This is a genomic window from Brucella sp. H1_1004, from assembly GCF_047308065.1.
GTDB classification, from domain to species: domain Bacteria; phylum Pseudomonadota; class Alphaproteobacteria; order Rhizobiales; family Rhizobiaceae; genus Brucella; species Brucella pseudogrignonensis_B.
In genome coordinates, this window is the sequence record NZ_JAYKZA010000002.1 from 174,144 (window position 1) to 196,983 (window position 22,840).

Genomic DNA, 22,840 nt, shown 5'->3' on the forward strand with positions numbered 1-22,840 from the left:
TCTATTGTGCCAAATCTGACATCAACCCCGCTGCAACCGCGAGACGCGAGACGGTGAGATCACCGCCCTCGGTCAATGCGACCATACGATTTCGGATCTGATCGATACGGACAGCATCTTCTGCAAACCACGCAGCCGCTGCGTCTTTGTCCTTGCCGTATTTCTTGAGTGCCGCAATTGTAATGCCACGAGCAGCCTGCGTGATCGTATCGCTCGCACGCGACAAGGCCAGACCATCATAATAATCGGTGACTGGAATGGTGCGTGCTGCTTCTTCAATACGGCCAATACGGAACGCTTGCGACACACCAAAATAGGCCTTTGCGGTTGCAACAAGATCGGCAGAAGCCAAATGTGCAATCAGCGCAATGTCCGGCATGATGCCTGCAAGCTGAAGATTGGCCAGACGCTGAGCAAGCTTCTCTGGCGCACCCTTTTCAACAAAGGCCGCCTTGTCAGACTGAACCGCCTCAATGAGGTAATCAGGCATCAAACCATCAAAGCGTGGCTCAAGCGCTGCGCGAGCAGTGGTGATCGTGCTCACCAGTTCGGTCAAGTTTGCACGCGTTGTGTCATTGCGCAGCACCCATGCTGTCGTTGCAAGCAGCATTTCGCCAACCAGATGATAGAACTGGTTCTGCACATCACCCGCCACCTTGTTATCGAGCGCATCAATGGCGTCATAGATCGCATCGATCTCAAAGCCATCACGCACTGCAACATAGGCGCGAACAATATCGGCAGGCGCCTTGCCTGTCGTATCGGCCAGACGGCTGATGAAGGTGATGCCGCCGCGATTGATCACATCATTAGCCAGCAAAGTAGCCACGATTTCGCGCTTCAAACGGTGGTTTGAAATTTCCTCCGCATATGTTTTGACCATGCGCTTCGGGAAATAACCAAACAGCAACTGCTCGAAATATGGCTCATCAGGCAACTTGCTTGCAACCAGATCATCCGACAACGACAACTTGGCATAAGCGAGCAGAACGGCAAGTTCTGGACGCGTCAGCGGCTGACCGGATTTCTGACGATCATTGAGCACCGCATCCGAAGGCAGATATTCTACCTTACGGTCCAACAGCTTACGGGCTTCAAGCTCAGCCATGAAACGTGCCTGATAAGGCAACTCCGTGAGACCATGACGTTCGCTCAGAGACAATGCGAGCGGCTGGAGATAGTTGTTGCGCAACACCAGTTCCGACACATCGTCAGTCATGCTCACCAGCAGCTTGTCGCGTGCTGGGCGCTTTAACTTGCCTGATCGCATGGCAGCAGCCAGTGCAATCTTGATGTTGACCTCAACGTCAGAGCAATTGACGCCTGCCGAGTTGTCGATAGCATCAGTATTGTTGCGACCACCGGTCAGCGCATATTCAATACGCCCGCGCTGCGTCAGCCCAAGATTTGCACCTTCACCAATCACCCGTGCACGCACTTCCGATCCTGTGATGCGGATCGCATCATTGGCACGATCACCGACCTGTGCATCGTTCTCAGCGGTTGAGCGAATATAAGTGCCGATACCACCGAACCACAGAAGATCAACCTGCGCTTTCAGGATCGCCGTCATGATTTCTTGTGGTGAAGCAGTGGTTTTTCCAAGGCCGATGGCCTTTGCTGCTTCCGCTGAAAGCGTAATTGTTTTCTGACTACGGCTATAGACGCCACCACCTTCCGACAGCTTCGAGCGATCATAATCCTGCCAGCTCGAGCGTGGCAGATCAAACAGACGCTTGCGCTCCGCAAAGCCGTCAGCAGGGACCGGATTCGGATCGATGAAGATGTCGCGATGATCGAAGGCTGCTACGAGCCTGATCTGCTCGGACAACAGCATACCATTGCCGAACACGTCGCCCGACATATCACCCACACCAGCAACCGTAAAAGGCTCGGTCTGGATGTCTGTGTTGAGTTCACGGAAATGCCGCTTCACAGCTTCCCATGCCCCACGAGCGGTAATGCCCATGCCCTTGTGATCATAACCAGCAGAACCGCCCGATGCGAAAGCATCATCGAGCCAGAAATCATGCGCCTGGCTGATCGCATTCGCCGTATCGGAGAATGTCGCAGTGCCCTTGTCGGCAGCCACCACGAAATATGGGTCATCCTTATCGTGACGAACAACATCAACAGGCGGCACAACATCATTGTCGTGAATATTGTCGGTGACGGAAAGAAGCGTCGAGATGAAAACCTTGTAAGCATCACGACCGGCTTCAAACACCGCATTGCGATCACCGCCCACAGGCAAACGCTTCGGATAGAAGCCGCCCTTAGCGCCTACAGGCACAATCACCGCATTCTTGACCTGCTGTGCCTTCACCAGACCCAACACTTCCGTGCGGTAATCCTGTGCACGATCCGACCAGCGCAGGCCACCACGTGCAACAGCGCCAAAGCGTAAGTGCACGCCTTCCACTTCAGGCCCATAGACGAAGATTTCGCGATAAGGGCGTGGATCTGGCAGACCCTCCACAAGCCGCGGATTGAGCTTAAACGCGAATGTTACGCGTGGATTGCCGTCTGCGTGAGGCTGATAGGCATTGGTACGCAGCGTTGCTTCGATCAGATTGCGAAAACGACGCAAAATCTGATCGTCATCAATGCTTGGTACGCCAAGAAGAGCGGTTTCAATAGCGTCAACCAGTTTGGTTTCCGCCGCTTCACGACGCTTAGCCGATGGGTTGAAGCGCAGATCAAACAGCGAATAGAGGTCGTTCGCAATTTCTGGATAACGATTGAGCGCCGCCGCAATGAAACCCTGCGAGTAAGCAATACCCGCCTGTTGCAGATAACGACCATAGGCACGCAAGATCATGATCTGACGTGCGCTGAGACGTGCAGTCTGCACCAGCGCATTATAAGCATCATTGTCAGCCAGACCGTCCCATACAGTGCGGAACACATCTTCCAGCATTTCGCCATCGTCGGACAAATCGACCGGCGCGCCATAAGCGTTTACGAGCTGCATGTCATGCACGTAAACAGCTGCACCATCTTTGCCGGCTAACGGCAGGTCAATGGTCTGCTCGCTGACAACACGGAAGCCCATATTTTCAAGAAGCGGAACACGCTGCGACAGCACAACCGGCGCACCGTGATGGTAGATCTTCAGCGAAACGGCATCCGGTCCATCAGTACGATAGCGATAAAAGTCTACGAAAAGCGGGGCTTCTGCACTCAAGCCAGCGATACGCTGCGCATCGACCAGTGCTTCCGGCGCTGTGAAGATTTCACGATAGGATTGCGGGAAGCTTGACGCCAGAGCAATCGTCTTTGCATCAGCACTATCCGCGCTTTCACGCACAGCGTCATCCCATGTGCGAACAATAGAACGCACTTCTTCTTCCAGCGCATCGCGATCCACATGCGGCGTTGAACGCTCATGGCGACGGATGACGAACTGTACACGCGTCAGGCCGTTCTGCAAGAACACCGGATGGAATTCAAAGCTGTCGCCGCTATAAATATCGACCAGATAGCGACCGATTTTTTCACGCACAACAGAATCGTAGCGGTCACGCGGAATATAGACCAGCACAGTGGCAAAACGGCCAAAGCGATCAAGACGCGGGATCGCACGCACGCGCGGACGCTCACCCAATGCCAGAATAAGTTCGGCATTGGCCGTAAGGCTTTCCGTATCGATCTGGAAAAGCTCATCGCGGGGATATTCTTCCAGCACATTGATAAGCGCCTTGCCGGAATGATCTTCACGATTAAAGCCAAGATGCTTGATAACCGTATCCGCCTTAGAGCGGATGAACGGAATACCTGCAACCGAGCTTGTGTAGGCAACTGACGTAAACAGGCCGACAACACGAAGCTCACCAATAGCTTCACCATTTGGGCCGAAAATCTTCACGCCGACATAATCAAGATAGGATCGGCGATGCACCAGTGAAAGCGAATTCGCCTTCGTCACGATTAGCGGTTCATTGCCGTCGAGAAAGTCTGTGATTTCACGTGGCGTCGCTTTATCGTCATCGTCCTTACGCAGAACGCGGACTTCGCCGTCATTGAGAATGCCAAGCGTTTCTTTGTCCGCAACAAGATCTCGCTTATCACCCTTCCCCTTGAAGGTCAGCTCACGCATACCAAGGAAGATGAAACGATCATCACGCAGCCATTCAAGGAAGGCGATTGCTTCGGGCATAGCCGGATCAAGGGTGAGCTTCTGAACGCGCTTGTAATCATCAATCGCCACATCAAGGCGCTTGATCATTGGCTTCCAGTCACTGACCGCAGAGCGAACCTGTCCAAGAACACGCTTGAGAGCGGCAGTCAGATCGGACTTAGCCTGCTTATCGAGCAGAGGCAGATGGATCTGCACAAGGCTAACGCGCTCGATGCCCTTAACAGGTGCGAGCTGCGATGCTTCGCCCAAAATAGTCAGGCCGTCTTTTTCCCGCTCAATATCGAGAACCGGATGAACAACCATGAAAATCTGGCTGACATGATCATTCAGCTCACCCATGATCGAGTCGAGCAGGAACGGCATATTATCGTTGACGATGGTAATGACGCTGACAGGGCGGCCATGGCGTTCGATACTGTTATCGATGCTGATGATGCTCTTACCCTTGCGATAGGACTCAAGCGCTTCATAGCCATACTGGGCAGATTTATCGAGCGCTGCGGCATCATATGCCGCGAGATCTTCGGGCGGTGCCCATTCAAAGAGAAGCTGCGAAAAGGCGGTTAGCGTCTTCGACTTTCCTCCCTTTTTTTCCTCCTTGGCTGCCTTGGAACCCTTAACTTTGCTCGACCGATCCTGCTTTGCAGTCACGTCGGATACTCCTGTCATGATGGCAATGCGCGCCAAACTAGCAGATTGCCGGCTCGTTTCGATGACAAATCGTTGAAAACAACCAAATATTTCTGTGAAAGTCAGAAAATTTGCATCTAATCCATTTAAATTGGAACAAAACTTCGGAAAGCTTTTGAAAAATTTCAGAATGTGCCGACGAGGCTGTACGGAAATGCCACAGCGTATTTACGTAAGCGTCACAAAAGCTAAATTTCGCCACAAATCACCGCCGAATCTTGTGCTGTTAATGGCACTTAAAGTTCGATGAGATGGTCATCCAATTCATTGGCATTATGCGCGCCTGCCGGAAAATGTTTCTCCAGCAATTGGCCTGCCTGACCAATGGCCAGGACAAAGCCTTCGGCCACTTCCGAGCGTGATGCATGGTGCGTCAGCGTCGCAACGATCCCGTTCCACTCTTCCTGTTCCACCCGCGCATGAATGCCTGCATCGGCAATCACTTCCGCATAATGTTCAGCCATAGAAACAAACAGCAAAATGCCAGTTCGGTGTTCGGTGATATGAACATTGCGTGCCAGAAACTGCTGCAAAGCATTGAGATGCGCACGCTTGTAACGAATATGGCGCGGCACCAGCAACATGCGAATGGATGGCACCAACCACAAAAGCAGCATCGCTGTGGCAAAAGCCGCAAGTATAGCAAGGCCAAACATCGGCAGGCTGATATCAAACCAATACCAATGTGCGAGAAAAGCCATGATGACCGAAACAATCAGAATGCCGCAGGTGGCAACAAAACCCGCCGCGAAGAAATAATCATCACTGGTACGGGCCAGAACTGCGTAAATTTCACCGCTCGTGTTGGCTTCCGCATCCCGGATAGAAACAGCAATGCGCTCGTGATCCTGTTCGCTGATAAGGTTTTTAGAACTCACAGACGTCTCCCTTACCAGCTACCCGAAGCGCCGCCGCCACCGGACGACCCACCGCCGCCGGAGAAGCCGCCGCCACCTCTGCCGCCTGATGACCAACCGCCACCACCGCCAGAAAATCCGCCGCCGCCGGAACCGCCACGGGAATTAAAATCCACAACCATGCCAAGCCAGCGATATTTTCCAGGCCCAATCTTGCGTCCAAAAATCGGTGTCAAGATCGCCATGCCGAAGCCGCCAAAGAAGATCACCGCCCAGAAGATGATAAAGATAACAAAAACCCAGTCGATGTCATCGGAACCAGAACTGGTCTGAACATTCCGCTTGGCACGGGCTTCCAGTTCGGCGGCGTCACCGGAAAGAACCGACAAAATGCCATCAACACCTTGCACGATACCTTCAGAGTAATTGCCGCTACGAAATTCTGGAATGATCGTGCCATTAATGATGACGCTCGAAAGCGCATCGGTCATCGTACCTTCAAGCCCGTAACCGACCTCAATACGCACCTTGCGATCATTGGGTGCCACAACCAGCAGGACACCATTGTTCTCCTGCTTTTGCCCTAAGGCCCAAGCCCGGAACAGACGATTGGAGTAGCTTTCGATGTCTTCGCCATTGAGGCTCGGTACCGTTACTACGACCACCTGATCGGATGACTTTGCTTCAAAATCAGCCAACTTCTGTGTGAGTTGCTGCAATTGCGACGGATCGATAATCCCAGCCGCATCAACCACTCGACCTGTCAAAGACTGTGTCGGCTTTGACGCATCCTGCGCGTTGGCACCAACTGCAACAAAGCTTGCAAACATGAAAAGCAGCAAGACCACGAGCAATCGCGGCCAATTCAGGCCACGAACCACCGCATCACGCATTGGGATTAACGCCGCCACTGCTCGCCCAATCAGTTGTTAAAGTTGACCTGCGGTGCGCTCTGGCTCGATGCATCGGCACTGAATGTTTGCATCGGCGCAGCATCACGATACCAGATCCATGTCCAGATCATAGTCGGCATAGTGCGGATCGATGTATTATAGACGCGGACCGCTTCAATATAATCGCGTCGGGCCACAGCTATGCGGTTTTCCGTACCTTCCAGCTGCGATTGCAGCGCCAGGAAGTTCTGATTGGCCTTCAGATCAGGATAACGCTCCACGACCACCATCAGGCGTGAAAGCGCACTGGTTAGGTTTGCCTGATTATCCTGAAACTGTTTGAAGAGTTCAGGATTGTTGAGCGTTTCTGGGGTAATCTGCACCTGTGTCGCCTTGGCACGAGCTTCGATCACGGCTTCCAGCGTTTCCTTTTCGTGCGCGGCATAGCCCTTCACGGTCTCTACCAGATTGGGCACTAGATCAGCGCGGCGCTGATACTGGTTCTGCACTTCGCTCCAAGCGGCTTTGGCTTTTTCATCATTTGTGGGGATTGTATTGAAGCCGCAAGCTGAAAGCAGCGGAACCAAAACAGCCAAACCCAAAGCAACGAAAATGCGACGGAATGAAAACGCACGAATAGCCGTTACAGCCGACATGGTATTCTCCTGAACAGGGCGCCTTTTCAGCGCTGTAAAACTCTATGCTGGCATATGCGCGTTCACGAAAATGCGAGCCGTCAAATCAATAAGATAGACGAAATTCCGGCATTTTCCAGTCGATTTGCTCGAAGTCGAAAACCAAATAAAAAAGGCAGCGGATTGCTCCACTGCCTTCTTACTCGCAATATGCGAAAAATTATTCGCTTGCAGCTTCTTCAGCTGGTGCAGCTGCGGCAGCAGCAGCTTCAGCGGCCTTTGCAGCAGCTTCTTCTTCAGCCTGCTTAGCCATAGCAAGACGTTCCTGAGCCTTCTTGCCTGGCAGACCCTTGGTCAGGTTGCTGCGTTCTTCACGCTTTGCAATACCGGCCTGATCGAGGAAGCGAAGAACGCGATCGGTTGGCTGTGCGCCCTGTGCAATCCAATGCTGGATACGGTCAGCGTCGAGCTTTACGCGCTCTGCGTCTTTGGCAAGCATTGGATTCCATGCACCAACGGTTTCGATGAAACGGCCATCGCGTGGGCTGCGAGCGTCAGCAACAACAACGTGGTAGTAAGGACGCTTCTTGGAGCCAGCGCGGGCGAGACGGATCTTAAGAGCCATTTTTTCTTTCCTTTAGTCAATTATCCTGCCCTGTCGGGCAATCGGTTAAGCCAGTTTGGCTATTCAGTTTCCGCTGTGATTTGCAGCGGCATGCTCATGGTGCCGAATAACTTCCTTCACGATGAAGTTCAGGAATTTTTCAGCAAAATCGGGATCGAGATGCGCATCAACAGCCAGCGCACGCAGACGCTCGACCTGACGCTTCTCGCGTGCTGGGTCAGCAGCAGCAAGGCCGCGCTCGGCTTTCAACACACCCACAGCCTTTGTGCAGCGAAAACGCTCAGCAAGCATGTGGATGAGTGCAGCATCGATATTATCGATGGAAGCACGCAGAGAGAGAAGTTCAGCGGGTACGGTGTTCTGTTCGTCAGCCATCTTACTCACTTCTTCTTTGGCAGGCCGGGAAGACCGCCACCAAAACCGGGAAGTTTAGGACCGCCCAAGCCCGGCAGACCTCCACCGGGAAGGCCAGGCATTCCGCCACCTTTGGTCAGACCAGCGGCTTCTGCCTGTTTGGCCAGCGCTTCAAGCTGCTTAGGATCCATCTTGGACAGATCAGGCATACCGCCCATACCGCCACCAAGACCACCAAGGCCCATCTTGCCAGCAAGACCGCCCATCATCTGCTTCATCATTCCGCCCTTGCCCTTGCCCATGACTTTCATCATGTCGGCCATCTGGCGGTGCATCTTGAGAAGCTTGTTAATGTCGGCAGAACTGGTGCCAGAACCCTTAGCAATGCGCTGCTTGCGGCTGTGCTTGAGAAGATCAGGATTGGCGCGCTCGGCTTTGGTCATCGAACCGATGATCGCGAGCTGACGATCAAATACCTTGTCATCAAGACCGGCAGCTGCTGCCTTATCCTTCATGCCACCCATGCCGGGCATCATACCCATGATGCTACCCATACCGCCGAGCTTTTTCATCTGGCCAAGCTGATCGGCAAGATCATTGAGATCGAACTTGCCCGACTGCATCTTCTTGGCCATCGCTGCGGCTTTTTCCGCATCAATGTTTTCGGCAGCCTTTTCGACGAGCGAAACAATGTCGCCCATGCCAAGAATACGGTCGGCAATACGCTTTGGATAAAACTCCTCAAGCGCATCCATCTTTTCGCCAGTGGCAATCAGTTTGATCGGCTTGCCGGTGATGGCCCGCATCGAAAGCGCTGCACCGCCACGGCCATCACCATCCATACGGGTGAGAACGATGCCGGTAATGCCAACGCGCTCATCGAAGTTGCGCGCAAGATTAACCGCGTCCTGACCAGTCAGACTGTCGGCCACGAGCAGAATTTCATGCGGATTGGCGGCTTTGCGGATATCCGCCATTTCCACCATCAGCGGCTCGTCGATATGGGTGCGACCAGCGGTATCAAGGATCACGACATCATGACCGCCGAGCTTTGCAGCCTGAACGGCACGCTTGGCGATTTCGACCGGCGACTGTCCGGCGACGATTGGCAATGTATCGACAGAGGTCTGGATACCCAGCTGACGAAGCTGTTCCTGCGCTGCCGGACGGCGCGTATCAAGCGACGCCATCAGCACTTTTTTGCGGTTACGCTCGGTCAGGCGCTTCGACAGCTTGCCTGTCGTTGTTGTCTTACCCGACCCCTGCAAACCAACCATCATAATGACGACAGGTGCTGGTGCGTTCAAATCAACTGTAACGCCCTCGGTGCCAAGCATTTCGACAAGTTCGTCATGGACGATCTTAACGACCATCTGGCCGGGCTTGATGCTTTTAAGAATCTCAGCGCCGACAGCCTTCTCACGAACGCGGTCAGTGAAAGAACGAACCACTTCCAGCGAAACGTCGGCTTCGATCAGCGCACGACGCACTTCGCGCAGCGCAGCCGCCACGTCGCTTTCAGAGAGAGCGCCGCGTCCGGTCAGGCCGTTCAGAATGGAGCCAAGACGCTCCTGAAGTGATTCAAACATCTAATTTCCTTTTAATCCGCGAGGACGCTCATTGCTTCATCGGGATAGATCGTTCTTTGACCAAACCAGTTCAAGAACCAACCAAAGCGATACAACACCCGAGGGCGCATCGCGCTGTCGGATGTGGACCTCCGGGATCTTTTTATACCAAATGGGTCCCGGTCGGTGGCTCGCGTTCTAAAGATCGCGGATAGATTGGCTGTCGCTTTAAAGTGGGGAGCCTGTCATGTCAAGCAAAAGCCAGAAAACAGCACTTTTAAACGGCTGTTTGGCCCATAAAAGCAGGCAAGTTGGCGCCAGTTTACGAAAACTTGAAGATTACGTGGAAAAAGGATTATAAGCGCGCCGCTGTTCTTTGGGCTTAGGGGCCCATTGCAACATGACATCCGGTGTAAAGAATGGCAAATTCGCGCCGAGGTAGAATCAACTCCGAAGGAGAAACGAATGGCATTGTTTGCCAAGGGCCGGACATGGACGGCAGCAGCAGTTCTTGCAGTGAGCATGATGGCTGGTACAAGCATCGTCGAAGCAGCCCAGTGTGGCAACAATGGCGCTGGCTATAATGCCTGGCTCCAGCAGACAATCAAGGAAGCGCAGTCGCGCGGCATTGGCAATCGCGCCATCAACGCTCTGAAGAACACCAAATATGCGCAGGCAACCATCAATGCCGACCGCAATCAGAAAAGCTTCAAGCTGACGTTTGAGCAGTTCATGCAGAAGCGTGGCGCTAACACCATCATTCAGCGTGGCAAATCGATCAAGAAGCAGAATGCAGCGCTCTTCGCAGCAATTGAAAAGCGTTATGGCGTTCCTGCTGGTCCACTGATTGCAATCTGGGGCATGGAAACCGGCTTCGGCGCTTATCTCGGCAAGCAGCACACGCTATCAGCAGTTGCTACGCTGGCTTATGACTGCCGCCGCAGTGACTACTTCACACAGCAGCTTTACGCAGCACTTAAGCTGATCGACAATCAGGACCTCGATCCGAATGCGGTTGGCGCAATGCACGGTGAAATCGGCCAGACCCAGTTCCTGCCAGTCAACGTTCTGAAATACGGCGTCGATGGTGATGGCAGCGGCCATATCGACATGGCGCGTTCAAAGGCTGACGCTCTTTATTCGACCGCCAACTTCCTCGTCGGCCACGGCTGGAAACGCGGTGCTGGCTACCAGCCAGGTGAACCAAACTACGGTGCGATCCAGGGTTGGAATGCTGCGCAGGTTTACCAGCGTGCTATTGCTGAAATGGGCAAGGCAATCGACCAATAATCATTGGTATGGCTTAACAGTTTGCTGTTTCGCAATAATCTAAACAGAGAAAAGCCCCGATTTTCGGGGCTTTTTTTCGTCTTACGCTGGTGTTTCCGGTGCATTTTCCACTGAAACTTCCGGCCTTTTGAAGTCTCCGGTTTGTTGATCCATCACCCAAAGTTCGCCGGTCGAAATATCGAACCATGCGCCAAAAAGGGTGAGCTTACCCTTCTTCTCAAGAATATCGACGCATGGAAATGTGCGCAGATTGTTGAGCGAATAGCGGATCGAAATACGCTCAAGCGCCGTTTGACGCTCAGTTGGCGTCATTAGACTATTGCCATTGACCGTTTCTGCGGCCGGCGCAATCAGGCTCATCCACTTGCCGATGAAATCACCCGGCGAAAGCGGCGCAAATTGTGTATCAAGAGCCGCCTTGATACCACCGCATCGGCCATGGCCCATGACGACGATATTCTTCACCTTAAGGCTCTGCACAGCAAACTCCAGTGCCGCCGAAGCCGCATGAAATTCGCCATCCGGCTCATAAGGCGGGATGAGATTTGCAACGTTACGAAGAACGAAAATCTCACCGGGAGCGGTATTGAAAATTGTTTCTGGAGCGGCGCGGGAATCGCAGCAGGCAATCACCAGTGTTTGTGGTGCCTGACCTTTTTCAGCGAGTTCCTTATAACGTGCCGTTTCAGACGCGAAATGCTCGCTCATAAAGGTTTGGTAACCGGCGAGGAGTGTATCTGGAATATCAGCCATGACTTTCCATTATCCCTATCGAAAACGCAGAGCAATCAAAAAACATCGGGCCATAATCCTTGCGACCCGTTGCCGCTTATAAATGCATTATGCACGCAAGCCTTTGGTCGGATGAACCAGCCGTCTTGTCTGCACCATGGCCATAGGCTTGGCCAAACTCGATGCATCGGCTTCCAGCATCAACTCATCAGCCCCACGCTTTGCCGAACGCGCCATGATTTCAAAGACGGCAGCCGTAGTGCTTTGAAGAGATTTTTCCTCCGAGAAGCCCGCAAGTCTTCGCGCTAGGAACACAGCAGCGGTAAGATCGCCAAGACCATTGGTCGGCCCGTCAACGCAACGATGCTCCGCCATAAGTGCTGAGGTCGGCGTCAGCAAAATATTACCGATGCTTCCAGTCATCAACGGAAAAGCCGATGTTACCAGCATCGTTGCTGGTCCTGTATCAAGGGCTGCTTCCATCAATGCCTTGTTGTCTTCAAGCTCAACACCCGTCAGCCAGGAAAGCTCAAAGCGATTGGGTGTTGCAATATCGGCAAGCGGCATCAGATGATCACGAATACCGATCGCTGTCGCTTCCGGCACGTAAAGCCCCTTCTGATCACCAATCACCGGATCGCAAAGGTAAAGCGCTTTGGGATTGTGCTCTTTCACCTTTTTAACCAGCCCCGCCACGGCTGCTGCCTGTTCAGGATGGCCAAGATAGCCGGTGAGAATTGCGCCCACTTCACCGAGCCAAGGTGCGCGCTCAAGATCCTGCATCAGTGTCGCAAACTCTTGTGGAGGTGGCACAATGCGCCCTGCAGGACCATGGCCCGGATGCCATGGCAATACCACGGTCGGCACAGCCCAAACTGGGAAACCGAGTGTTTCCAGAGCGAAAACAGCGGCACGATTTCCAACGGAACCGCGCACGACATGGCTTGAGATGACAATAACGGTTGTCGCGTCCGAAGGCGCAGAAAGCGTCATGTTAAACCTGGCTTTGCATGAGATAGGAAATCAGCCAGACGATAATCGCCAGCGTGATGATGAGACCAAGCCAGCGCCCGACGCGCGTGGCCCAGAGTTCGATAGGATCGTTTTCGGGCGCATCATCGGCAGAGAGATGTTTGCTGGTACGAGAAAGCCCACGCCGAACCATCGCTTGCGGGCCTGTTTGCTCGCGCGCCAGACGCTCAAGAATACGCTCAGCCTCATCCTGACGCTCGCGTCCCGGATTTCCGCCCTCGCCTATGCCCGCCTGATGGCGTTCTCCCATATTCTGCCTGCCTTCAAGAAAGACTCGTGCTCCGGATTAGACGATACAGCATTATGCCCGAACGGCAGTTCTGCAAGCAGAATATTGTCTGCTTATGTCAGTTTCACGATGAGCTTGCCGAAATTGCCGCCTTCGAGCATTGAAATGAAAGCTTTTGGCGCGTTTTCAAGCCCCTCTACAATGTCTTCGCGGTAGCGAACATGACCATCGGCAATCCATTTCGCCATATCGTGCTGAAAAGCCTGCGCCTGATCTGCAAAATCACGCTGGATGAAACCACGAATTGTCAGGCTCTTGGTCAGAATATCACGCATCAGCATCGGCATCCGATCCGGTCCATCGAAAGCGCCCTTCTGATTATATTGCGCAATCAGACCGCACACCGGAACACGTGCAAACGGATTGAGAAGTGGCAGAACCGCATCGAAAACCTTACCGCCGACATTTTCAAAGTAGACATCAATGCCTTTGGGACAAGCCAGCGCCAGCTCCTGAGCAAAATTCTCACTGCGATGATCAAGTGCTTCATCGAAGCCAAATTCATCAATCAGTGCTTTGCATTTGTCTGGACCTCCGGCAATTCCGACCGCTCGTGCACCTTTAAGCTTGGCAATCTGGCCAACAGCAGAGCCAACTGGACCGGTTGCTGCTGCAACGACAACAGTTTCACCATCTTTGGGCTGACCGATTGTCAGAAGTCCTGAATAAGCGGTGAAGCCCGGCATCCCCATGACGCCAAGTGCAGTTGTAACCGGGGCCTGCTTCGGATCAAGCTTGCGCAGCGTCGATGCATCAGCAACCGCAAAGCTCTGCCAGCCTGAATACGAGAGAACAAAGTCACCCGGAAGAAAGCCCGCACTGTTGCTTTTTACAACTTCGCCAACTGTACCCCCCTCCATTGGAGCACCAATCTCAGTCGGAGCAGCATAGGATTTGGCTGCACTCATGCGCCCGCGCATATAGGGATCAAGCGACAGATAGCGGATTTTAAGCAGAACCTCGCCTTCACCGGGCTCAGGGATTGCAGCTTCATCAAGACGAAAATTCTCGGCACTTGGCTTTCCATCCGGGCGTGATGCAAGGACGATCTGCTGATTGATTTTTCCGCTCATAAATCCGTCTCCTGATATTCTCAATAAGACGTAATCTAGTGTGCACTGAGGAAAAGTGCACCTGTTTCATCGCAAAGATTACATAAAGAAAACCTCGCCTATGGCGGGGGTACCATGTGCGAGGTCTCTCACTTGGAGGAAGAAGTAAGGTGGCGCGCACTGCTTTCGGGAACGCGCAACCTCATGAAAAGGAGGTTACTTCATCGTTGGGATGACGAATTCTGCACCATCCTTAACGCCAGACGGCCAACGCGAGGTAACAGTCTTGGTCTTGGTGTAGAAGCGGAATGCATCCGGACCGTGCTGGTTGAGATCACCGAAGCCCGAAGCTTTCCAGCCGCCAAACGTGTAGTAAGCAATCGGAACCGGGATTGGCACATTGATACCAACCATGCCGACCTGAACGCGGCTTGCGAAATCGCGTGCTGCATCGCCATCACGGGTGAAGATAGCAACGCCATTGCCGTATTCATGTTCGTTTGGCAGAGCGAGCGCCTCTTCATAGGTCTTGGCGCGAACTACCGAGAGAACGGGGCCGAAGATTTCTTCCTTATAGATGCGCATGTCGGATGTCACATGATCAAACAGACAGCCACCCATATAGAAGCCGTTTTCATAACCCTGCATCTTGAACCCACGGCCATCAACGACAAGCTTTGCGCCTTCCTCAACACCGAGATCGACATACCCACGAATGCGGTCGAGAGCGGCCTTGGTGACAACCGGGCCATAATCGGCTGAATTATCAGTCGAAGGGCCAATCTTCAGAGATTCAACCCTTGGAATCAGCTTTTCCATCAGACGGTTTGCAGTATCTTCACCAACAGGGACAGCAACCGAAATCGCCATGCAGCGTTCGCCAGCCGAACCGTAACCAGCACCGATCAGCGCATCCACGGTCTGATCCATATCGGCATCGGGCATGATCAGCATGTGGTTCTTGGCACCACCGAAACACTGGACGCGCTTGCCGTTCGAGCAACCGCGACCATAGATATATTGTGCAATTGGTGTCGAACCGACGAAGCCGATTGCCTGCACATCCTTATCGTCGAGCAGCGCGTCGACCGCATCCTTGTCGCCGTTAACGACGTTGAAAATGCCAGCTGGAAGACCGGCTTCCATGAACAGTTCGGCCAGACGCATTGGCACGCCAGGATCGCGTTCGGATGGCTTCAATACGAAGGCATTGCCGCAGGCAATCGCCGGGCCAGCCTTCCAAAGCGGGATCATGGCAGGGAAATTGAACGGCGTTATACCAGCAACAACACCGAGCGGTTGACGCATCGAATAGGTGTCGATGCCCGTACCTGCATTGTCGGTGAATTCGCCCTTGAGCATATGAGCGGAACCGAGGCAGACTTCCACCACTTCCAGACCGCGCTGAATGTCGCCCTTGGCGTCAGCGATCGTCTTTCCGTGCTCGCGGGCCAGCAGCTCTGCAAGGCTGTCATATTCAGCTTCAACCAGTTCAAGGAATTTGCGCAGAATGCGAACGCGGCGCTGCGGATTGGTTGCAGCCCATGCTGGCTGCGCTGCCTTTGCATTTTCGACCGCTGCACGGACTTCATCTTTTGTGGCGAGAGCCACCGTACCCTGAACTGTGCCATCAAGAGGCTGAAAAATATCAGCCGTACGGCCGCTTTTTCCGGCAACATGCTTGCCGCCGATAAAATGTCCTACAGTGCGCATCAAAACGCCTCCCTTATGTTGTTCCTTAAGGCGGCGTCAAAAGCCGTCTTCTTGTAGCCCATCCTGACTCTGCAAATTCGTTATTGCAAGGCACTGAAAAGCGTATCCGTTGTGCATTTTTTATAGTACGGTTTCCGAAAACTCATATGAGCAGAGAATGCCATGAACTGGGATGATATTCGGATATTTCTGGCTGTTGCACGCTCTGGGCAGATTCTCGGAGCTGCAAAACGACTTGGCATCAACCACACCACCGTTGCGCGTCGTCTGACTGCACTTGAAGCGGCTCTGTCGACCACGCTTTTGACGCGCCGCACAAACGGTTCGACACTTACCCATGCGGGCGAGGAATTTCTGCTTGCTGCTGAACGTATGGAAGCAGAGATGCTGTCCGCACGTTCAAATATCGGCAACGCCGATGTGGCCGTTTCCGGCACAGTACGCATCGGCGCACCCGATGGCTTCGGTGTAAATTTTCTCACACCCCGGCTTGCACGTCTCACACAACAATATCCTGACCTGACCATACAGCTGGTTCCCGTCCCCCGCTCGTTTTCGCTGTCGCGGCGCGAGGCGGATATCGCCATTACCGTAGAACGCCCTGAACAGGGACGGCTGATTGCCCGCAGGCTCGTGGATTATACACTCGGCCTATATGCGCATCGCAGCTATCTTGAAGAACACGGCACACCGCAAAACACGGAAGAGCTGAGTAATCACAGGCTAATTGGCTATGTCGAAGATCTTGTGGTCAACCCATCACTGGCCTATGCCCCAGAAATAAGCCGCGACTGGAAGCCCGATTTTGAGGTTTCCAGTGCGCTTGGTCAGGTGGAAGCGGTTCGAGCAGGTGCTGGTATTGGCATTCTTCACGCGTTTATTGCGAGGGCTGATCCCGATCTTGTACCGCTGTTTACAGATCGCACAATCCGGCGCGCCTATTGGCTGACTTATCACGAATCCGCACGCACCTTGCGGCGTGTCACGGCAGTTTCAGCGCTGATTTCAGAGCTGGTCGAGAACGAGAAATCGCTGTTTAGCTAACCAATACGCGCGTAAATCGCCATGACGGCAGCGATAATCACGACCGGAATATAGAGCGCATACAGTCCGATAAAATAATGCCCCAAGCCGCCACAAACCGCTCCGATCATCAGTGAAAGCCAGACGGAAAAATGTTGCAACCAGCGCCAGCGCGGAACCTCTCCGCGTATATACCCAGCAAGGTCTGCAGCTGAATTAAACAATGTTCCGGTTACATACGTAACGCCCAAACGCGCAGAACCAATCGGTTGTACGGCGGCATTTTGTGCGCCCATCGCAGCCGCAAGCATCAACACCGGATGGATCAAATCCAGTCCAAAATGGCGCAAGACGCAGACCAGAACGAGTGTCAGCGCCACGATTGCCATGACGGCGATGCTACCATTTCGGCCATAAGCGCGGACGGCAAGCGTACCGAAAAGGGCGCCAGCAAAGAACAGGCCGACCAGCGCGACCGGAAGCCAGACAATTATCCGGCCCATAATATCCGGCTGTCTGGCGATGGCGAGACCAAGCTGTGTCGTGTTGCCACTCATAAAAGAAGCAAAAAAGCCTCCCAATTCCAGAAAGGCTATTCCATCAACAAAACCAGCGGCAGCCGTTAAAGCCAAACCAAGCGACAGCTTTGAATTCGGTGTCATTTTTCCAAGCTTTAAAAGAAAGTCGCCCGATTGTTACAACCGGGCAAAATTTCGTCAGACGCGTTTGACGATACGCAGAATAATCAAAAGGATTGCTGCACCGATAAACGCATTGACGATGGAAGCGATCACACCTCCGCCCACCGAAAAGCCGAGACGCGGCAACAACCATCCTGCAAAGAAGGCCCCAATCACACCGACAATAATATTGCCGATGAGGCCAAAGCCACCGCCCTGCACGACTTTGCCAGCCAGCCAGCCCGCAATCAGACCAACGAACAGAAATACAAGAAGACTCATACCATCCATAAGCATCTCTCCCTATCACAGCACATCTCCGACGCGCCTGTGGCGAGTTGACAATGAGTCGGCTTAGCAAACAAGAGGGCTTACAAATTATGGTGCGAGATGCCGGAAAGCGCTCACGACCTCTTCATAGACCTTGCGCTTGAAAGGCACGATCAGCTCAGGCAATTCCTGCATAGGCTTCCATGCCCATTCCTCAAACTCAGCCGTGTGTCCACCGGGCGGCGGGTTGATCGCGATTTCGCTCTCATCACCTTCAAAGCGATAGGCAAACCACTTTTGGGTTTGGCCACGATATTTGCCTTTAAGCGCCTGTCCGACGAGATGCGGGGGCAGATCATAATTGATCCAGTTCGGTGCTTCTTCAAGCAAAGTGACAGACTTCATGCCGGTTTCTTCATAGAGCTCACGCAACGAGGCAACTGCTGGATCTTCGCCCTTGTCGATACCGCCCTGGGGCATCTGCCAAAGCTGTGTTGCACCATCCATTTCATCACCCGGAATGACAATGCGGCGACCCGCCCAGACGAGACCAGCCTTATTGAGTACCATCAGCCCAACGCAGGGGCGATAGGGTAGGCTTTCAGGATCGACAAGGCCTTTGTGCTTCGACATGGTATCTCCGTATGCGGGTGTTTGAATAAGTCTTATGCGGCAGTTTGTAGTGTTTCAATGTTATTGACGTGCGACAAAAAGAAAACGCGGAAGCCTGAACTCCCGCGTCTATAATTGTCACATCGAAAACCAGTTAGTTCAAAACGGCTTTCTTAGGGTCTGGTGGGAATGACGCATTGGCGACTTCACCACGCAGGAGCTTCAATGCTTCATTGAGCTGCACGTCATCCTTGGCTTCAAGCGGTACATAGGCAGCCGATCCCGATCCCTGATCGTCTTCAGCATTGCCCTTGATATGACCCTTAAGCTCGGACTCACCACGAACGACATCCTGACCCAACATTTCTGGTGGCAGCGGCTGCTCAACTTTGATGTCCGGCGTTATACCCTTACCCTGAATCGACTTGCCCGATGGCGTGTAATAAAGCGCGGTCGTCAGACGCAGCGATCCATTTTCGCCAAGCGGGATAATCGTCTGAACGGAGCCTTTGCCGAAGGACTGCGTGCCAAGCACCGTCGCACGGCGATGATCCTGCAATGCACCAGCAACAATTTCAGACGCACTGGCCGAACCGCCATTGATCAGCACGATCACCGGCTTGCCATCAACAAGATCGCCCTTGCGTGCATCAAAACGGGTTACGTCCTGCGGATCGCGACCACGGGTCGAAACAATTTCACCCTTGTCGAGGAAAGTGTCCGAAACGGCGACAGCCTGATCAAGCAAACCACCCGGATTCAGACGAAGATCAAGTACATAGCCCTTGAGCTTATCGCCTGGAATCTTTTCCTGAATATCCTTGATTGCCTTACGCAGATCGTCAGAAGTCTGTTCCGTAAACGAAATCACACGCAGATAGCCAACGTCATTCTCAACACGCGAACGAACGGCCTTGACCTTGATCACAGCGCGATCAATCTTGAGCGTAATCGGCTTTTCCGCGCCTTCGCGAATAAGGGTCAGTTCAATCGGAGAACCAACTTCACCGCGCATCTTTTCCACTGCGTCGCTGAGGCTCAGACCACGCACTTCCGTGCCGTCAATCTTGCTAATCAGATCGCCCGCAAGGACACCAGCTTTTGACGCAGGCGTGTCGTCAATCGGTGCAATGACCTTTACAAGATCGTTGTCCATCGTGACTTCAATGCCAAGACCGCCAAACTCACCCTTGGTCTGCACGCGCATATCCTGCGCGGCTTCCGGGTTAAGGTAAGAAGAGTGCGGATCAAGCGAGGTCAACATGCCGTTGATCGCACTTTCCGTCAGCTTCTTATCATCGGGCGGCGTCACATATTGCTGGCGCACACGCTCAAAAATATCACCGAAAAGAGCCAGGTCCTTATAGACATCGCTGTCTTTTCCCGCTGCTGCAAAAGCAGTGGAAGCAGGCGCGCCCTGAACCATCACCATGGCTGACGCGCCCAACAGGGCTCCGGCGAACAGCAGCGACAGTTTACGTATCATTTTGTGTCCTTCCAGAAAGCCGCTCGGACCACCATGGGGCCGGATCAACGGGTTTTCCATCTTTTCGAAACTCAATGTAGAGCAATGGAGCGCCATTGCCCACCTCAATTGGTGCAACACTTGCGAGAAGTTTTTCTCCCATCGCGCCAACAGGCTCACCCGCCAAAACGAACTGACCCTGAGCAACGTCGATTCGACCCATGCCAGCCATGACAATATGATATCCATTGCCCGCATCGAGGATCAAGAGCTGTCCATAAGATCTGAATGTTCCTGCATATAATACAACGCCATCGGAAGGTGACGTAATCGTGGCAGCGGGCAAGGTTTCAACCACCTGCCCCATCATGTTGCCGCCGACACCATCCTTCTCCGCAAAATGCTTGATCGTCTTTCCAGTGGCAGGCAGTGCCAGCCTTCCCTGTAACGATGCAAAGTCAATCTGCGCATGAAGACGGTTCGCATCAGGCGTTGATTCTCCGGCTTTTTCCTGTGCTTTTGCAAGACGTTCCGCTTCGGCCTTACGCGCTGCATCAGCGGCATCACGCACGCCCGCCATTTGCTTATCCAGCCCATCAATCAGCTCTTTCAGGCTGCCTGCCCGATCTGCAAGCTCTTCAGAGCGCTTGCGCTGGGCTTCAATTTCCTGCTCGGATTGTGACTGCAACTTCTTCTTTTCTTCAAGAAGAAGTGATTGACGCTTCTGCTCTTCTGCCTGTTGCGTGCGCGTTTCTTTGAGCCTCTCCTGCTCCTGTGCTATGGAAGCAGTCACACGCTGCATATCGGCAAGATCATCCGTCAGCTCTTCGACCTGACCACGCATTTCCGGTACGACAGCACCCAGCAGTACCGCACTACGCACCGATGCGAGCGCATCATCTGGGCGTACAAGGATCGCCGGTGGCGGGTTCAGCCCCATACGCTGCAAGGCAGCCAAAACCTCAGCCAGAACCCCGCGTCGCGCACGCAAAGACGTGCGAATGCCATCTTCCTGCTCGCGCAGAGATTCAAGCTTATCGGCACTATCAGCAATATCCTGCTGCAACTTCTTATCGGTCTTTGCCGACTGAATAAGTGCCGCCGTAATCGTCGCCTGATCTTTTTTGAGGTTCGCCACCTCGCCTTCAAGCTGTTTGAGCTTGTCGCCTGTCACCGACAATTCGGTGGTTAGCTGCTCATATTCGCTTGCCGCCTGATCGCGCTGCTGCTGAATAGCCTGTTGCGCATAGGCCTGAGACGCACCTGCCAAAAGCGCAGTCGCAGCAAAGCCGGCCCGCAAAAGAGCAAGCAAAGGCAGCTTTGAGAAAGAGCAAACAGAATTCATGGCGCGCTATATCTGAAAGAAACAAGGCCAAAACTAGCCCGAGAGCATTAAGGAATTGTTAGCCATAGATAGCAAGCGCGTAATATTACGGCAAAAGATCGGGATAGCCCTGCGCGTATTCATGCATCTCGCGACGATAACGCCAAACTGCGCGGGCGCGATGCCTCCAAAGATCATGTCGTGGCCGCTTCCATGGTTTTTCAGGACCGTGAAAATGGACGATAATTTCAGGGCTAACTCTGCTTTCCTCAGCATCGCCGCCAAGTCGAGCAATATGTCGCCGCTGCCGCGCCACTTGGCTCCATGACGAATTGTAGGCCGGGTTGAGCAGATGCACCCGACCGCGAAAAACATTGTTGAGATGGTCCTGATCACCCAAAGGACAGGCCGACGCGCGGGCCAAATCATGCATGGCCTGATGCAGTTCGGGTTCTGCACGAATGGCATCGGTATCCAACAAAAGAATACCTGAATTGAAATAGCGCGAGATATCGCTTTGCTGCATCAATGTCTGTAATTCGCGCACACGCGGCATCGACTTTTCGCGGACCTTGAGACTGCGAGCCGACCATTTCGCCACGACACTATCGCGCACCGCACCAACCGGACAACCGTTAAGATCAAGCGCAAAAAGAGGCGAGACATCACCCACCACTTGCGTGTCGCCATCAATGTAGAGAACGCGGCCAGAAATACGCGACGGTATGTGCAGCCGACCCATCGATGCCGCCGAAATATGCGAGGTTGGCCCCTTGGCGCCTTCCAGATCATTGGCAGTCAAACGCAAGCAATTGACTGTCACGGCAGGATTTGTGGCTGCCACGCGATGCACCGCCTTCCAATCCTGCTCTTCAAGACCGTCGCCCCAGAAATGCACGATACCGGGCTGCGTTAAGTGACGCAGCATGCCCCACATTGCAACGAGCGTGGGTTTGAGAAAGCCGCGATCGGTTACGAATGCAATCTGCGGCGACGTTGTGTTCGTCGATGAAAGCGACATGTAATTCTTCAAATGATGCACGAGGCAGTTATGAAACCCGACCCGTTGCATCGATTATGAGAAGAACATGAAAGAATTAGGATCGGTGATACGGATGCCCTGCAAGAATTGTTGCGGCCCGATATAATTGCTCAGCAACCAAAATGCGGGCAATCTGATGCGGCCACGTTAAAGCACCCAGAGCTAAAACCAGATCAGCACGCGAGCGCAATGCCGGATCGTGTCCATCCGGACCGCCAATGGCGACAATCAACTGACGCTTGCCATCGTCGCGCATACGCCCAATCCGCTCGGCAAAATCTTCCGATCCAAGCGTTTTCCCGCGCTCATCGAGCAAAATCAACGCGGCACCATTATCCAGTGCCTCATTGATGCGCTGTGCCTCTTCGGTCTTGCGTAATTCTGCCGTCTGTCCACGGCTTTCTGGGATTTCGCTCACACCGGCGAACTCAAGACCAAGTGGCGGTCCAGACTTGGAAAAGCGGTCAAAATAGCGCTCGACCAGCTCCCGCTCGGGGCCGGCTTTCATCCGGCCCACGGCAAACACACTCACACGCATAGCGCCCTCACTCAG

General features: G+C 53.4%; 21 protein-coding genes. 2 read left to right on the forward strand and 19 right to left on the reverse strand.

Translation table 11 applies throughout. The features are described from left to right. Position 1: 1 nt before the first annotated feature. The 7 genes from U2P60_RS08070 to ffh form a co-directional block, all read right to left on the reverse strand. Entirely contained in the window at positions 2–4,792 is a 4,791-nt protein-coding gene (locus tag U2P60_RS08070; RefSeq protein WP_413573717.1) for an NAD-glutamate dehydrogenase, read from the reverse strand. Positions 4,793–5,067: 275 nt separating this feature from the next. Then, positions 5,068–5,709, reverse strand: coding sequence for a TPM domain-containing protein (locus U2P60_RS08075; RefSeq protein WP_313827263.1), 642 nt, complete (start codon positions 5,707–5,709; stop codon positions 5,068–5,070). An 11-nt stretch (positions 5,710–5,720) separates the two neighbouring features. Continuing rightward, entirely contained in the window at positions 5,721–6,518 is a 798-nt protein-coding gene (locus U2P60_RS08080; RefSeq protein ID WP_413573719.1) for a TPM domain-containing protein, read from the reverse strand. Positions 6,519–6,610: 92 nt separating this feature from the next. Then, on the reverse strand, positions 6,611–7,237 hold the full coding sequence (locus tag U2P60_RS08085; protein ID WP_413572154.1) for a LemA family protein: 627 nt from the start codon (positions 7,235–7,237) through the stop codon (positions 6,611–6,613). Between the two features lie 199 nt (positions 7,238–7,436). Then, positions 7,437–7,841 carry a 30S ribosomal protein S16 gene (gene rpsP / locus U2P60_RS08090; RefSeq protein ID WP_313827267.1) on the reverse strand — a complete coding sequence of 135 codons (405 nt, stop codon included), beginning with the start codon at positions 7,839–7,841 and terminating at the stop codon, positions 7,437–7,439. Between the two features lie 63 nt (positions 7,842–7,904). Continuing rightward, positions 7,905–8,216, reverse strand: coding sequence for a chorismate mutase (locus U2P60_RS08095; RefSeq protein ID WP_036566570.1), 312 nt, complete (start codon positions 8,214–8,216; stop codon positions 7,905–7,907). 5 nt (positions 8,217–8,221) lie between these two features. Next, the gene (gene ffh, locus U2P60_RS08100) at positions 8,222–9,784 is read right to left on the reverse strand and encodes a signal recognition particle protein (RefSeq protein ID WP_413572155.1); all 1,563 of its coding nucleotides are present in this window, start codon (positions 9,782–9,784) and stop codon (positions 8,222–8,224) included. A gap of 444 nt (positions 9,785–10,228) precedes the next feature. On the opposite strand from ffh, the gene U2P60_RS08105 reads away from it, so the two are divergent. Further along, a complete protein-coding gene (locus tag U2P60_RS08105) occupies positions 10,229–11,053 on the forward strand; it encodes a lytic murein transglycosylase (RefSeq protein WP_413572156.1) in 825 nt (274 codons plus the stop codon). A gap of 81 nt (positions 11,054–11,134) precedes the next feature. Here U2P60_RS08105 and U2P60_RS08110 read toward each other — a convergent pair whose 3' ends face one another. From U2P60_RS08110 to U2P60_RS08130, 5 genes are all read right to left on the reverse strand, one after another. Further along, positions 11,135–11,806: a carbonic anhydrase gene (locus tag U2P60_RS08110; protein ID WP_313827272.1), complete on the reverse strand. Its 672-nt coding sequence runs from the start codon at positions 11,804–11,806 to the stop codon at positions 11,135–11,137. Positions 11,807–11,893: 87 nt separating this feature from the next. Beyond that, positions 11,894–12,778: a pyridoxal kinase PdxY gene (gene pdxY / locus U2P60_RS08115; protein ID WP_413572157.1), complete on the reverse strand. Its 885-nt coding sequence runs from the start codon at positions 12,776–12,778 to the stop codon at positions 11,894–11,896. Between the two features lies 1 nt (position 12,779). Next, positions 12,780–13,067, reverse strand: a complete 288-nt coding sequence (locus U2P60_RS08120) for a hypothetical protein (RefSeq protein WP_313827275.1) — start codon at positions 13,065–13,067, stop codon at positions 12,780–12,782. Between the two features lie 92 nt (positions 13,068–13,159). After that, positions 13,160–14,179 carry an NADP-dependent oxidoreductase gene (locus U2P60_RS08125; protein WP_413572158.1) on the reverse strand — a complete coding sequence of 340 codons (1,020 nt, stop codon included), beginning with the start codon at positions 14,177–14,179 and terminating at the stop codon, positions 13,160–13,162. A gap of 195 nt (positions 14,180–14,374) precedes the next feature. Continuing rightward, the gene (locus U2P60_RS08130) at positions 14,375–15,871 is read right to left on the reverse strand and encodes a CoA-acylating methylmalonate-semialdehyde dehydrogenase (protein WP_313827277.1); all 1,497 of its coding nucleotides are present in this window, start codon (positions 15,869–15,871) and stop codon (positions 14,375–14,377) included. A gap of 162 nt (positions 15,872–16,033) precedes the next feature. Between U2P60_RS08130 and U2P60_RS08135 the strand changes: the two genes are divergently transcribed. Then, the gene (locus tag U2P60_RS08135) at positions 16,034–16,915 is read left to right on the forward strand and encodes a LysR family transcriptional regulator (protein WP_313827278.1); all 882 of its coding nucleotides are present in this window, start codon (positions 16,034–16,036) and stop codon (positions 16,913–16,915) included. Here the strand turns inward: U2P60_RS08135 and U2P60_RS08140 are convergent. The 7 genes from U2P60_RS08140 to rlmH all read right to left on the reverse strand — a co-directional run bounded on the left by U2P60_RS08140 (position 16,912) and on the right by rlmH (position 22,825). Next, on the reverse strand, positions 16,912–17,556 hold the full coding sequence (locus U2P60_RS08140; RefSeq protein ID WP_313827279.1) for a YoaK family protein: 645 nt from the start codon (positions 17,554–17,556) through the stop codon (positions 16,912–16,914). The genes U2P60_RS08135 and U2P60_RS08140 overlap by 4 nt on opposite strands. A gap of 54 nt (positions 17,557–17,610) precedes the next feature. Next, positions 17,611–17,865: a GlsB/YeaQ/YmgE family stress response membrane protein gene (locus U2P60_RS08145; RefSeq protein WP_250041285.1), complete on the reverse strand. Its 255-nt coding sequence runs from the start codon at positions 17,863–17,865 to the stop codon at positions 17,611–17,613. Between the two features lie 87 nt (positions 17,866–17,952). Beyond that, on the reverse strand, positions 17,953–18,477 hold the full coding sequence (locus U2P60_RS08150; RefSeq protein WP_413572159.1) for an RNA pyrophosphohydrolase: 525 nt from the start codon (positions 18,475–18,477) through the stop codon (positions 17,953–17,955). Between the two features lie 133 nt (positions 18,478–18,610). Beyond that, positions 18,611–19,942: a S41 family peptidase gene (locus U2P60_RS08155; protein ID WP_250041288.1), complete on the reverse strand. Its 1,332-nt coding sequence runs from the start codon at positions 19,940–19,942 to the stop codon at positions 18,611–18,613. Continuing rightward, positions 19,932–21,266: a murein hydrolase activator EnvC family protein gene (locus tag U2P60_RS08160; RefSeq protein WP_413572160.1), complete on the reverse strand. Its 1,335-nt coding sequence runs from the start codon at positions 21,264–21,266 to the stop codon at positions 19,932–19,934. Before U2P60_RS08160 ends, U2P60_RS08155 begins: the two co-directional genes overlap by 11 nt. Before the next feature lie 85 nt (positions 21,267–21,351). Next, positions 21,352–22,266 carry a glycosyltransferase family 8 protein gene (locus U2P60_RS08165; RefSeq protein WP_413572161.1) on the reverse strand — a complete coding sequence of 305 codons (915 nt, stop codon included), beginning with the start codon at positions 22,264–22,266 and terminating at the stop codon, positions 21,352–21,354. Between the two features lie 76 nt (positions 22,267–22,342). After that, positions 22,343–22,825, reverse strand: coding sequence for a 23S rRNA (pseudouridine(1915)-N(3))-methyltransferase RlmH (gene rlmH, locus U2P60_RS08170; RefSeq protein WP_313827284.1), 483 nt, complete (start codon positions 22,823–22,825; stop codon positions 22,343–22,345). Positions 22,826–22,840 lie beyond the last annotated feature (15 nt).

What these genes read in the sequence shown, in the direction of transcription:
- U2P60_RS08085 (WP_413572154.1), bottom strand. Translation starts at nt 7,237, where the DNA reads ATGTCGGCTGTAACGGCTATTCGTGCGTTTTCATTCCGTCGCATTTTC.
- U2P60_RS08165 (WP_413572161.1), bottom strand. Translation starts at nt 22,266, where the DNA reads ATGTCGCTTTCATCGACGAACACAACGTCGCCGCAGATTGCATTCGTA.
- U2P60_RS08145 (WP_250041285.1), bottom strand. Translation starts at nt 17,865, where the DNA reads ATGGATGGTATGAGTCTTCTTGTATTTCTGTTCGTTGGTCTGATTGCG.
- rpsP (WP_313827267.1), bottom strand. Translation starts at nt 7,841, where the DNA reads ATGGCTCTTAAGATCCGTCTCGCCCGCGCTGGCTCCAAGAAGCGTCCT.
- U2P60_RS08105 (WP_413572156.1), top strand. Translation starts at nt 10,229, where the DNA reads ATGGCATTGTTTGCCAAGGGCCGGACATGGACGGCAGCAGCAGTTCTT.
- rlmH (WP_313827284.1), bottom strand. Translation starts at nt 22,825, where the DNA reads ATGCGTGTGAGTGTGTTTGCCGTGGGCCGGATGAAAGCCGGCCCCGAG.
- U2P60_RS08125 (WP_413572158.1), bottom strand. Translation starts at nt 14,179, where the DNA reads ATGAGCGGAAAAATCAATCAGCAGATCGTCCTTGCATCACGCCCGGAT.
- U2P60_RS08120 (WP_313827275.1), bottom strand. Translation starts at nt 13,067, where the DNA reads ATGGGAGAACGCCATCAGGCGGGCATAGGCGAGGGCGGAAATCCGGGA.
- U2P60_RS08095 (WP_036566570.1), bottom strand. Translation starts at nt 8,216, where the DNA reads ATGGCTGACGAACAGAACACCGTACCCGCTGAACTTCTCTCTCTGCGT.
- U2P60_RS08110 (WP_313827272.1), bottom strand. Translation starts at nt 11,806, where the DNA reads ATGGCTGATATTCCAGATACACTCCTCGCCGGTTACCAAACCTTTATG.
- ffh (WP_413572155.1), bottom strand. Translation starts at nt 9,784, where the DNA reads ATGTTTGAATCACTTCAGGAGCGTCTTGGCTCCATTCTGAACGGCCTG.
- pdxY (WP_413572157.1), bottom strand. Translation starts at nt 12,778, where the DNA reads ATGACGCTTTCTGCGCCTTCGGACGCGACAACCGTTATTGTCATCTCA.
- U2P60_RS08080 (WP_413573719.1), bottom strand. Translation starts at nt 6,518, where the DNA reads ATGTTTGCAAGCTTTGTTGCAGTTGGTGCCAACGCGCAGGATGCGTCA.
- U2P60_RS08130 (WP_313827277.1), bottom strand. Translation starts at nt 15,871, where the DNA reads ATGCGCACTGTAGGACATTTTATCGGCGGCAAGCATGTTGCCGGAAAA.
- U2P60_RS08160 (WP_413572160.1), bottom strand. Translation starts at nt 21,266, where the DNA reads ATGAATTCTGTTTGCTCTTTCTCAAAGCTGCCTTTGCTTGCTCTTTTG.
- U2P60_RS08140 (WP_313827279.1), bottom strand. Translation starts at nt 17,556, where the DNA reads ATGACACCGAATTCAAAGCTGTCGCTTGGTTTGGCTTTAACGGCTGCC.
- U2P60_RS08135 (WP_313827278.1), top strand. Translation starts at nt 16,034, where the DNA reads ATGAACTGGGATGATATTCGGATATTTCTGGCTGTTGCACGCTCTGGG.
- U2P60_RS08155 (WP_250041288.1), bottom strand. Translation starts at nt 19,942, where the DNA reads ATGATACGTAAACTGTCGCTGCTGTTCGCCGGAGCCCTGTTGGGCGCG.
- U2P60_RS08150 (WP_413572159.1), bottom strand. Translation starts at nt 18,477, where the DNA reads ATGTCGAAGCACAAAGGCCTTGTCGATCCTGAAAGCCTACCCTATCGC.